Below are 12,643 nucleotides of genomic sequence, written 5' to 3' on the forward strand. Positions count from 1 at the left end.
AATAGGAGGAATTAAGATGAGAAGTGTATACGAGCAAGAGTTAAAAGAATTATATGTTCAATTGACAAGTTTAGGTAATGCAGCCAATGAATCATTACATAAAGCGGTAACTGCTTATCAAAATGACGATAAAGAATTGGCGCATGAATTATTTAGTGATGATTTAAGAATTAATGCGTCTACTGCAGATATTGAAAAAGCTGCTTATCGTATTATTGCCTTACAACAACCAGTAGCAAGGGATTTACGTTTAATCTTCACTGTTTTACACGGTTCACAAGATATTGAACGTATTGCCGATCATGCGGTATCGATTGCGAAAGCAACGATGCGTTTAGATGAAAACTTTAAAGACGCGCCCCAAATTAATCAAGTATTAATGGAAATGGCCGAAAAAGTTCAAGTGATGTTAACGGATGCGATTACGGCATTTATGGAACAAGATTCACGTGGAGCTAAAGCGATAGCAGAGCGTGATGAAGAAGTAGATGCTTTATTATCAAAGCTTTTCAAGATTGTGATTAAAGATATGGAAGAACAATCGGATGTTATCACATCTGGTGTGAGCTATATCGGTGTCGCGCGTAATTTAGAGCGTATTGGTGACTATGTGACAAATATCTGCGAACGGATTGTTTACTTGAATACAGGTGAGATTATCGAATTAAATTAAAAATATTTTCTCTGATGACTTTGGATGATTGAAGTTGTCAGAGTTTTTTGTTTTGAAATGCTCTGCTTTTATTTTTTAATTAACATTTCTATGGATTATTTGTTGAAAATAATAAAAATAGTGCCAAAACGGATGCTTGTACGGAGGCGAAAATTCAATGTTTTTACCGGAGTTGGTGAGTGTCACTGGAAATGTTTACGTTGAATTTACAATTAATTTACAATAAATTGATAATTGAATGTTATATTTAACATGTACCACAAAGGTATTGATGAAAACTTTTATTTAAGAGGAGAATATTAATATTATGAAAAAAGCTTTATCTAAAATAGCAATTGCATTATTAACTGCATCTGTAGCATTACCTTCAGTATTCGCACAAGAAGGATTAATTAACGTAGTATCTCGTGAAGATGGTTCAGGAACTCGTGGAGCTTTCGTTGAATTAGTAGACGTTGTAGATGAAAACGGCGATGATATGACAGACCTTTCAGCAGTTATCCAAAACAGTACAAATGGTGTTATGCAAACAGTAGCGGGTGACGCTAACTTTATTGGTTATATTTCTTTAGGTTCATTAAATGAAGATGTTAAAGCTTTAACAGTTGACGGTGTAGAAGTTTCAGCTGAAACTATTAAAGCTGGTGATTACAAAATCGCTCGTCCATTTAACGTTGCATGGAAAAAAGATGGACTTTCTGAAATCGCTGAAGACTTTTTAAACTTTATCCATTCTGAAGAAGGACAAAAAATCGTTGAAGAAGAAGGATACATCGAGTCTAAAGATGAAGCTACTGAATACGAAGCTTCAGGATTAAAAGGTGAATTAACCTTAGTTGGTTCTACTTCAGTTTCGCCAGTTATTGAAGTATTAGGAGAAGCTTATAAAGCATTAAATCCAGATGTAACCATCTCTGTTGAATCAGTAGGTTCTTCTGCAGGTATCGAAGCAGCTAATAACGGTACAGCTGACTTAGGTATGGCTTCACGTGAATTAAAAGAAGAAGAGGCTGAAAACTTAGATGTTGACGTAATTGCTTTAGATGGTATCGCAGTTATCGTTAATAAAGATGCTGAAATCGAAGATATTACTTTAGAAAACTTGAAAAAAGTTTACTTAGGTGAAATCACTGATTGGGCAGACGTTAAATAATTAACATAAACACAAAACCTTATTAAGATTGAAACAGTCTAGTTCGCTAGGCTGTTTTTTGTACTATTCATACCGACTAATATAGAGATTGACCAAAAGAGATGCAATTGATACACTTATAATGATTGTAAGCGTATAATTGGTGTTGGAATACTGATTGTACGACATTATTTATAAGAAATGAGGGATCTTTGTGTATAAATTGATTGGCTTAGTGGGATCCAATGCAAAAAGTTCTACCAATCGGATGTTATTACAGTACATGAAAAAGACATTTGCGGATAAAGCCTCGATTGAATTAGTAGAAATAGACGCTTTTCCATTATTTAATAAACCAGCATTTGATCAACTTCCTCCTGAAGTCATGGATGTAGCGGCTAAGATTGAACAAGCACAAGGGGTGATTATTAGTACTCCAGAATATGATCATACGATACCATCGGCATTAAATAATGCAATTGCTTGGCTTTCATATGGGATTTATCCATTTGTTGACAAGCCTGTCATGATTACCGGCGCCTCATATGGTGTATTAGGATCGTCTCGCGCTCAACAACACTTACGTCAAATATTAGACGCTCCAGAAATAAAAGCACGTATCATGCCGAGTTCTGAGTTTTTATTAGGACATTCATTAAAAGCATTTGATGAAGCAGGGGAATTAATTAATGCAGAAAATAAAATAAAATTATCGAAGTTGTTTGATGAATATTTATCGTTTATTAATGTGATGGAACAAGTAACCCAAGCAACATCGGTTCATAGAAAAGAAGCAGAGAATTATAATTGGGAGAAAAGAGAGGTGGATTAAATAATGAAATTAGTCGGTCTAGTCGGTTCAAATGCAGAACATTCATATAATCACTTGTTATTAAACGAAATTAAAGCCCGCTTTCAGCATCTATTTTCCCTAGAAATACTGGAAATCTCTAGAGTGCCACTCTTTAATGTATCTGCTGATGATCTTGACCTCGAGAATGTTCAATACTTAAATCAACGTATTTTAGAAGCAGATGGTGTTATTATTGCGACACCTGAACACAATCATACGATTCCACCAGCTTTAAAAAGTGTTCTAGAATGGTTGTCATACAAACTACATCCATTTGAAGAGAAACCGGTCATGGTAGTTGGTGCCAGTTATGATGTACTCGGCACTTCTCGATCGCAATTACATTTACGACAAATATTAGAAGCGCCAGGCCTAAGAGCCCATGTTTTTCCAGGAAATGAATTTTTATTAGGCAAAGCGAAAGAAGCCTTTGATGAAAATGGTCGGCTAGTTGACGCCAAAACCATTCAATATTTATCAGAATGTATTGAAAAATTTGTTCGCTTTGTTCATATTTTAAAACAAGTCGAACAACCACGTCATCGTAAACAAGGCATTATTCATCAGAGCTATCAACTTGGTGATTTTTCAAAAGGAATGGATGATTCAGAAGTAGCAGAAATTATCCAACAATTAAAGTCAGGAGAAAAAGAAGTCGCCCACTATCATGTGCCTACGGGGAATAAAGAGCAGTATATTGTTCACACCTTTCAGACTGTAACAGATGAAGACGGAAGTATCGTTTCAATTGAAGAGTTTATCATGGATTATGCGCAAATAATTGAACAGTATTTAAAGCAAACGGGACAATCTCTAACGAACGAGGAAGACTTAACCGCAACGAAGCAAAGTCAATACACAGAACCAGAAATCCCTGAAGTAGATGTGTCAAGTAGCGCTAGTCAGCATTTGGAAACAAAAAATCCACCAGTACAAAGAAATGAGACTATCGAAGCAAAGGTTGATGCGACTTCCAGTCCAACACAATTAAGTGCAGCTGGAGAAGCAGAACCAAGTGAAAAGGCTAAAGCGAAATTTATTTATGTCAATGAACAATCAAAGCAGTCAACGTCTACACAAGATACTCAACCTCAGGTTATAAAAGTAATCGATGTAGGTTTTGATGACACAAAAACCTCAAAACAAGACGTAGATACTACCACTACGGCGACCGTTAAACATTTAAACCATGAAAGTAAAAAAGAAGAAAATATGCAAGACATAAACCTTCCAACAGAAAACGTACAAAAAGCAACAAAAGCAGATACAACAGAAGCTGAATCGGAAGCCAAATCAGGTCATCGACCAACGATGATAGATGCGACTTCGGGAGCAAGTGACCAGTATTAAATTTTTAGCATAAAAAACGTGGCGAGTACCAATCATCCAAGAAGATGTTAGACTAACCACGTTTTATATTATTTAGGCTAAAAATTGTTCGATGGCTTCAGGAACAGCTGAACTATTATTGACGATTTTACCATTCAATTTAATCAAGCCAACAGTATATAAATTGACATATCCAAATTGGGATTCTGCAATTTCTTGTAAGGCTTCGATTTTTTGTTGGTTAGTTCCACCTAATTGACGAGAGTCAGTGTATAAACCAACAATTGGGATACCAGCTTGATAAGCGACACCAATTTCTGAAGCGACACCTGGATCGATGACTTGCCCATCTAAGACTGCTAGTAACACATCGCTCGATAGGACAGCCTCGGTATCTAATTTGGCAATCATAGTTGAAGCAGCATAAGCATTTTTATCGTTAATTTCACCCTGTTCTTGGGGTAAGAAAATTTCTAGGTCAGGTAGAGCTTCTCGAATTGTTTGAGCTAATTTAGCATTAAAAGCTAGTTCCATTTCAGTAAATAACGGGGCAGCAAAATATAATTTCGACATATCATAACCTCCAAAATCATTTAAACTACTCTTCATTATAGTGAAGCAAATCGAGAGAAGCAATTAGAAACAATGGAAAATATTTGTCATACTACCTGAAAATTCGTGATAAAAAAGTTGATTAATAAGTTAAAGTGGCTACGCGATAAATCAATTAAAAAAAAGCGTGACAAGAAATAAAGAAGTATGAAGAATTGACACAAGTAGGAATTAATCAGTCATTTTTGTATGCTAAGCAAACTCAGTTTAACGCAAATAAAAACATCGCAAAACCACGAGCATAATTCATGACAGAAGGGGTTGACAGAGGTTGAAGATTAATGTAATATAATAAGTTGCAAAGACGCAGGAAAGTAGTTTAGAAAACGGGTTGAAATATTGTCCAACAGCGTTTTCACGAAAAGAACAAAAGATACGAGCCAATAATTTTTTTAAAACTCGATCTCTTTTGTCTTTTTTTTGCCTAAAAATAGTACAAAAAGTGATTTGTTAGCTAAATGTAATATTTGTAATACAAACGTAACTTTCGGCGCTTTAATATTTAGAAGGGGTGAACAGCTTGAGTCAGCATCATATTGTAAAATACGGTAAAAAAGCTCAAAGACGTAGTTATGCGCGAATTGATGAAGTTTTGGAATTACCGAACTTAATCGAAATTCAAACTGATTCCTACCAATGGTTCCTTGATGAAGGATTGCGAGTAATGTTTGAAGATATTTCTCCAATCGTTGATCATACTGAGAATTTGGAGTTGCATTTTATTGATTATGAACTTAAAGAAGCAAAATATAATTTAGAAGAGGCACGTAGCCATGATGCCAACTATTCTAAACCAATTTATGTGACTTTACGTTTGGTTAATAAAGAAACAGGAGAAGTAAAAGAACAAGAAGTATTCTTCGGTGATTTCCCAATTATGACCGAAATGGGTACATTCATTATTAACGGTGCTGAACGTGTTATCGTTTCACAATTAGTTCGTTCTCCAGGTGTTTACTATCATGATCGAGTGGATAAAAAATCACGTCATAGTTATACATCTACCGTCATTCCTAATCGTGGTGCATGGTTAGAATTTGAGACGGATGCTAAAGGAATTGCTTATGTGCGTATTGACCGTACACGTAAATTACCTTTAACCGCATTAGTTCGTGCATTAGGTTTTGGTTCAGATGAAGAAATTATTGATATTTTCAGTCAATCTGAATTACTAGATTTAACATTAGAAAAAGATGTCCATAAGAATATCACCGATTCACGTGTGGAAGAAGCCCTTAAAGATATTTACGAGCGTCTACGTCCAGGTGAACCAAAGACAGCAGAAAGCTCACGTAACTTATTAACAGCACGCTTCTTTGATCCACGTCGTTATGACTTAGCACCTGTAGGTCGTTATAAAGTTAATAAGAAATTACATTTAAAACATCGTTTACTAGGTCTAACATTAGCTGAAACGTTAGCTGACCCTGAAACAGGAGAAGTTATCTTTAGTGAGGGGACGGAATTAGATCAAGAAAAAATCGATATTTTAACACCATACTTAGATAACAATATTAATTTGGTTACTTTGCATCCAGCACCTGAAAGTGTTGTTGCGGAACCAATTGATTTACAAGTCATTCGTGTTTATTCACCAGCTGACCCTGAAAAAGTTATTAATATTATTGGAAATGGTAATATCGAAGGCGTTAAAAACTTAACACCAGCTGACATTATCGCCTCAATCAACTACTATTTAAACTTAGAATTAAACATTGGAACAACTGATGATATTGACCATTTAGGTAACCGTCGTATTCGTTCTGTGGGTGAATTATTACAAAACCAATTCCGTATTGGTTTAAGCCGTATGGAACGTGTGGTGCGCGAGCGTATGTCCTTACAAGATACTGCGACCATTACTCCACAACAATTAATTAACATTCGTCCGGTCGTAGCAGCTATTAAAGAATTCTTCGGTTCTTCTCAGTTGTCACAATTTATGGACCAATCAAATCCATTAAGTGAGTTAACTCATAAACGTCGTTTATCAGCCTTAGGGCCTGGTGGTTTAACGAGGGACCGTGCTGGATACGAAGTGCGTGACGTTCACTACTCTCACTATGGTCGTATGTGTCCAATTGAAACACCTGAAGGACCAAACATCGGATTAATTAATAGTTTATCTACCTATGCGAAAATTAATAAATTCGGTTTCATTGAGACACCTTACCGTAAAGTAGACAAAGAGTCCTTAAAAGTTACTGATGAAATTATTTACTTATCAGCCGATGAAGAAGATTTATATACAGTTGCGCAAGCTAACTCATTATTAAATGAAGATGGTTCATTCGTAAATGATGTGGTAATGTCACGTTATATTTCTGAGAATATAGAAGTACCAGTAAGCAAAGTTGACTTTATGGACGTTTCACCTAAACAAGTAGTAGCGGTAGCGACAGCTTCTATTCCATTCTTAGAAAACGATGACTCTAACCGTGCTTTGATGGGAGCGAACATGCAACGTCAAGCAGTGCCATTGGTTAATCCACAATCACCATTGATCGGAACAGGTATGGAATATAAAGCAGCTCACGACTCGGGAGCGGCCTTATTGTGTAAACGTGACGGTGAAGTAGTTTATGTGGATGCGAATCGTGTGAAAGTTAAAGTAGCGGATGGTTCTACCGATGAATATCGTTTAACTAAATTTGCTCGTTCAAATGCGGGAACTTGTTACAACCAACGTCCAATCGTAAAATTAGGGGATATTGTTGAGAAAAATGATATATTAGCGGATGGACCTTCAATGGAAAATGGCGAAATGGCTTTAGGACAAAACCCATTAGTAGCCTTCATGACCTGGGATGGTTATAACTATGAGGACGCGGTCATCATGTCAGAGCGTTTAGTGAAAGATGATGTTTATACTTCAATTCACATCGAAGAATATGAATCAGAATCGCGTGATACGAAATTAGGACCTGAAGAAATTACGCGTGAAATCCCTAACGTAGGTGAAGATGCCCTTAAATACTTAGATAAAGACGGTATTATTTCTATTGGGGCTGAAGTGAAAGATGGTGACATCTTAGTAGGTAAAGTCACACCTAAAGGGGTAACCGAATTATCTGCTGAAGAACGTTTATTACACGCAATCTTTGGTGAAAAAGCTCGTGAAGTCCGTGATACTTCATTACGTGTGCCTCACGGTGGTGGCGGTATTGTTCATGATGTTAAAGTCTTTACACGCGAAGCTGGCGATGAATTAGCACCAGGTGTAAATAAATTAGTTCGTGTCTATATCGTTCAAAAACGTAAAATTAGTGAAGGGGATAAAATGGCCGGCCGTCACGGTAATAAAGGGGTAGTATCCTTAATTATGCCGGAAGAAGATATGCCATTTATGCCTGATGGAACACCAATTGACATTATGTTAAACCCATTAGGGGTACCTTCACGTATGAATATTGGACAAGTATTAGAATTACACTTAGGGATGGCTGCTCGTCAAATGGGCATTAAAATTGCGACTCCAGTCTTTGATGGTGCGACCGAAGAAGATGTGTGGGATACCGTTAAAGAAGCCGGATTAGAACAAGATGCGAAGACCATTCTCTATGATGGACGTACAGGTGAACCATTTGACCGTAAGATTTCTGTTGGGGTTATGTACATGATTAAATTAGCCCACATGGTTGATGATAAATTACATGCTCGTTCAACAGGACCTTACTCATTAGTAACGCAACAACCTTTAGGTGGTAAAGCACAATTTGGTGGACAACGTTTTGGTGAGATGGAAGTTTGGGCACTAGAAGCTTATGGTGCTGCTTATACTTTACAAGAAATCTTAACGTATAAATCCGATGATGTTGTGGGACGTGTGAAAACATATGAAGCAATCGTTAAAGGTCAACCAATTCCGCGTCCAGGTGTACCAGAATCCTTCCGCGTATTGGTCAAAGAATTACAAGCCTTAGGATTAGATCTTAAAGTATTAGATGCAGATGATAATGAAATCGAATTACGTGACGATGACGATGATGATGACGTAATTAACTACAATGCATTAGATAAATATCGTGAAGAACAAAAACAAGCTGAAAAAGCTAAACTAGAAGCAGAAGTTGGCGAAACAGAAAACAACACTGAAAAAGAGTCAGCAGAAGTAGAAACAGTTGAAGAATAGCCTAGGTGCCATTGGAGTATTAGGCGCTCCAAAATAAAAAAAGGAGGTCGGCCCCTTGATAGATGTTAATAATTTCGAAGCCATGCAAATTGGCTTAGCATCCTCCGAAAAAATTCGTAGTTGGTCATACGGTGAAGTAAAAAAACCTGAAACCATTAACTACCGTACATTAAAACCTGAACGTGACGGATTATTCTGTGAACGTATTTTCGGACCAACTAAAGATTGGGAATGTAGCTGTGGTAAATTAAAACGCGTTCGTTATAAAGGACGCGTCTGTGATCGTTGTGGTGTTGAAGTAACGAAAGCAAAAGTACGTCGTGAAAGAATGGGACATATTGAATTAGCTGCTCCGGTTACACACGTATGGTATTTCAAAGGAATTCCAAGTCGTATGGGATTAGTATTGGATATTAGTCCACGTTACTTAGAAGAAGTGATTTACTTTGCTTCATACATCGTTATTGATCCAGGTGATACCCCGTTAGAATTTAAATCATTATTAACGGAAGCAGAATATCGTGAGAAAAAACGCGAATACGGTGACCGTTTCTATGCAAAAATGGGTGCAGAAGCCGTTAAAGAATTACTGGAAATGGTAGACGTTGAAAAAGAAGTTGAAGAATTAAGAGAAATCTTAAAAACCGCAACTGGTCAAAAGCGTACACGTGCGATTCGCCGTTTAGACATCTTGGATGCTTTCAATGAATCAGGTAATAAACCAGAATGGATGGTATTAGATGTCCTACCTGTTATCCCACCTGATATTCGTCCAATGGTTCAACTAGAAGGTGGACGTTTTGCGACAAGTGACTTGAATGATCTATACCGTCGTGTTATTAACCGTAATAACCGTTTGAAACGCTTATTAGATTTAGGCGCACCTGGTATTATTGTTCAAAACGAAAAACGTATGTTACAAGAAGCGGTTGACGCTTTGATTGATAATGGTCGTCGTGGTCGTGCCGTAACCGGACCAGGTAACCGTCCATTAAAATCTTTATCGCATATGTTAAAAGGGAAACAAGGTCGTTTCCGTCAAAACTTATTAGGTAAACGTGTAGACTACTCAGGGCGTTCTGTTATCGTCGTTGGACCTAACTTAAAAATGTATCAATGTGGTTTACCAAAAGAAATGGCAATTGAATTATTCAAACCTTTTGTAATGAAAGAATTAGTTGAACGTGAAATTGCTAGCAATATCAAAAATGCTAAACGTATGATTGAAACTCAAGATGATGCGATTTGGCCTGTAATTGAAGAAGTTATTCGTGAACATCCAGTGTTACTTAACCGTGCACCTACGCTTCACCGTTTAGGGATTCAAGCTTTCGAGCCGACCTTAGTTGAAGGTCGCGCAATCCGTCTACACCCATTAGTGTGTGAGGCATATAATGCCGACTTTGACGGGGACCAAATGGCGGTACACGTACCTTTATCAGAAGAAGCACAAGCAGAAGCACGGTTGCTAATGTTAGCAGCTCAAAATATCTTAAACCCTAAAGATGGTAAACCTGTCGTAACACCATCTCAAGATATGGTCTTAGGTAACTATTATCTAACTTTAGAAGAACCAGGACGTATCGGTGAAGGTTTAGTATTAAGTAGTGTGGGTGAAGCAGAAATTGCTTATCAAAATGGTTATGTACATTTACATACACGTGTTGCCATTCCAGCTAAAGCATTACCTGGAAAACCATTTACTGAATGGCAAAAAGAACGTTTAATGGTGACAACAATTGGTAAATTATTCTTCAATGAGATTATGCCAATAGAGTTTCCTTACTTAAATGAACCTACTAATGCGAACCTAACCCAACAAACACCTGATAAATATTTCTTAGAACCGGGAACAGATGTACCAGAAGCGATTGCCGCAATGGAGATGGTACCACCGTTTAAGAAAAAAGACTTTGGTAATATTATTGCGGAAGTATTCAAACGATTCCAAATTACGGAAACGTCTGTGATGTTAGATAAATTGAAAAACTTAGGTTACAAGTATTCAACACGTGCTGGTATTACTGTTGGGGTTGCAGACGTATTACGTCTAGAATCTAAAGATGGTATTTTAGAGGAAGCACATAAAAAAGTTGAAAATATCACGAAACAATATCGTCGTGGTTTAATTACCGAAGATGAACGTTATGGAAGTGTTATTCGTACTTGGGAGCAAGCAAAAGATAAGATTCAAGAGGATCTTAAGAGCTCATTACCAAGATTAAACCCAATCCATATGATGTCGGATTCAGGTGCCCGTGGTAATATCTCTAACTTTACTCAATTAGCGGGTATGCGTGGTAACATGGCGGCGCCAAGTGGTAAGATTATCGAATTACCGATTACATCAAACTTCCGTGAAGGATTATCAGTCTTAGAGATGTTTATTTCTACTCACGGTGCTCGTAAAGGGATGACCGATACGGCCTTGAAGACAGCCGAATCAGGTTATTTAACACGTCGTTTAGTTGACGTAGCGCAAGATGTTATCGTTCGTGAAGACGACTGTGGTACTGATAAAGGCATTGTGATTACCGAAATTGCTGATGGAAACAGTGTGATTGAGTCATTAGAAGAACGATTAATTGGTCGTTATACTCAAAAAACAGTCCGTCACCCTGAAACAGGTGAGGTAATTATAGGACCAAATGAATTGATTTCTGAAGATTTAGCAGCGACTATCGTTAATGCAGGTATTAAAGAAGTAACGATTCGTTCAGTCTTTACATGTAATACACAACATGGTGTATGTAAAAAATGTTATGGCCGTAACTTAGCGACCGGATCTGAAGTAGAAGTTGGGGAAGCGGTCGGAACGATTGCAGCTCAATCAATCGGAGAACCTGGTACTCAGTTAACCATGCGTACTTTCCATACCGGAGGGGTTGCGGGTGGTGGCGATATCACTCAAGGTTTACCTCGTATTCAAGAGATTTTTGAAGCGCGTAATCCTAAAGGACAAGCGACTATTACAGAAGTAGCCGGTGTTGTGGAATCAATCGAAGAAAAAGTGGGCGACCGTTCGAAAGATATTACGATAGCTGGTAACGGTGATACTCGTACTTATAATGTTGCTTATCAAGCACGCTTGAAAGTAAAAGAAGGCGATATAGTTGAACGTGGTCAAGCGTTAACGGAAGGTTCTATTGATCCAAAAGAATTGTTACGTGTTACTGACGTGATTACAGTTGAAAAATACTTATTACGTGAAGTACAAGCGGTATACCGTGGCCAAGGGGTAGAAATCGGCGATAAACACATCGAAGTAATGGTTCGTCAAATGTCACGTAAAGTACGCGTTATGGACCCAGCAGGCACAAAAATTCTACCAGGTGCTTTAATGGATATCGCAGACTTTGCTCATGCGAATGCATCTTCTATTAAAGCCGGAGAAATCCCAGCGACAGCGCGTCCAGTGTTATTAGGAATTACCAAAGCAGCCTTAGAGACGAATTCATTTATTTCTGCTGCATCATTCCAAGAAACAACTCGTGTCTTAACAGATGCTGCCATTCGCGGTAAGAAAGATGTCTTATTAGGACTAAAAGAGAATGTTACAATTGGTAAATTAATCCCTGCTGGTACTGGTATGACCAGATATCGTAATATCAAATCAAACCTAGACGTACAAGCAGAATTAAACGAAGCTGAAGCAACTTCAGCGACAGAAGCAACTGAAACCGCAGAAGTAGAATAATTTAGCGCAGAGGTTGAGTGGTCTTAAATAGAGTCTTAATGACTTGTTTGAGAGCTACTCACCTGTGCGAGTGGGTGGACAGACGAAGCGAAAGTCATTTGGTTTTCTACGTCTTGCCCGCTTTCATTGAGAAGTAATAGAGGTTGAACTAAAACATAAAAGTTTGGTTCGACCTCTTTTTTTTGTTTGTCATAAAAGCGATTGATTCAGAAAAT

Annotated in this window: 7 protein-coding genes; 6 read left to right on the forward strand and 1 reads right to left on the reverse strand. The window is 37.6% G+C overall.

Annotated features, from left to right (window positions below):
* The first annotated feature begins 16 nt into the window (after nucleotides 1-16).
* The 4 genes from phoU to B5D12_RS01765 all read left to right on the forward strand — a co-directional run bounded on the left by phoU (nucleotide 17) and on the right by B5D12_RS01765 (nucleotide 4,008).
* Nucleotides 17-673: a phosphate signaling complex protein PhoU gene (gene phoU, locus B5D12_RS01750; protein WP_078755209.1), complete on the forward strand. Its 657-nt coding sequence runs from the start codon at nucleotides 17-19 to the stop codon at nucleotides 671-673.
* 307 nt (nucleotides 674-980) lie between these two features.
* Nucleotides 981-1,826, forward strand: coding sequence for a substrate-binding domain-containing protein (locus B5D12_RS01755; RefSeq protein ID WP_078755210.1), 846 nt, complete (start codon nucleotides 981-983; stop codon nucleotides 1,824-1,826).
* Between the two features lie 247 nt (nucleotides 1,827-2,073).
* Nucleotides 2,074-2,637: an NADPH-dependent FMN reductase gene (locus B5D12_RS01760; protein WP_407645203.1), complete on the forward strand. Its 564-nt coding sequence runs from the start codon at nucleotides 2,074-2,076 to the stop codon at nucleotides 2,635-2,637.
* Between the two features lie 3 nt (nucleotides 2,638-2,640).
* Nucleotides 2,641-4,008 carry an NADPH-dependent FMN reductase gene (locus tag B5D12_RS01765; RefSeq protein ID WP_078755212.1) on the forward strand — a complete coding sequence of 456 codons (1,368 nt, stop codon included), beginning with the start codon at nucleotides 2,641-2,643 and terminating at the stop codon, nucleotides 4,006-4,008.
* 72 nt (nucleotides 4,009-4,080) lie between these two features.
* Here B5D12_RS01765 and B5D12_RS01770 read toward each other — a convergent pair whose 3' ends face one another.
* Entirely contained in the window at nucleotides 4,081-4,560 is a 480-nt protein-coding gene (locus B5D12_RS01770; protein ID WP_078755213.1) for a nucleoside 2-deoxyribosyltransferase, read from the reverse strand.
* A 559-nt stretch (nucleotides 4,561-5,119) separates the two neighbouring features.
* On the opposite strand from B5D12_RS01770, the gene rpoB reads away from it, so the two are divergent.
* The gene (rpoB, locus tag B5D12_RS01775) at nucleotides 5,120-8,731 is read left to right on the forward strand and encodes a DNA-directed RNA polymerase subunit beta (RefSeq protein ID WP_407645202.1); all 3,612 of its coding nucleotides are present in this window, start codon (nucleotides 5,120-5,122) and stop codon (nucleotides 8,729-8,731) included.
* Nucleotides 8,732-8,786: 55 nt separating this feature from the next.
* Complete coding sequence (gene rpoC / locus B5D12_RS01780; RefSeq protein ID WP_078755215.1) at nucleotides 8,787-12,428, forward strand: DNA-directed RNA polymerase subunit beta'; 3,642 nt, start codon at nucleotides 8,787-8,789, stop codon at nucleotides 12,426-12,428.
* The last annotated feature ends 215 nt before the right edge of the window (nucleotides 12,429-12,643 follow it).

This window comes from Globicatella sulfidifaciens DSM 15739 (genome assembly GCF_900167405.1).
Classification (GTDB): domain Bacteria; phylum Bacillota; class Bacilli; order Lactobacillales; family Aerococcaceae; genus Globicatella; species Globicatella sulfidifaciens.

What these genes read in the sequence shown, in the direction of transcription:
- B5D12_RS01765 (WP_078755212.1), top strand. Translation starts at nt 2,641, where the DNA reads ATGAAATTAGTCGGTCTAGTCGGTTCAAATGCAGAACATTCATATAAT.
- B5D12_RS01755 (WP_078755210.1), top strand. Translation starts at nt 981, where the DNA reads ATGAAAAAAGCTTTATCTAAAATAGCAATTGCATTATTAACTGCATCT.
- B5D12_RS01760 (WP_407645203.1), top strand. Translation starts at nt 2,074, where the DNA reads ATGTTATTACAGTACATGAAAAAGACATTTGCGGATAAAGCCTCGATT.
- B5D12_RS01770 (WP_078755213.1), bottom strand. Translation starts at nt 4,560, where the DNA reads ATGTCGAAATTATATTTTGCTGCCCCGTTATTTACTGAAATGGAACTA.
- phoU (WP_078755209.1), top strand. Translation starts at nt 17, where the DNA reads ATGAGAAGTGTATACGAGCAAGAGTTAAAAGAATTATATGTTCAATTG.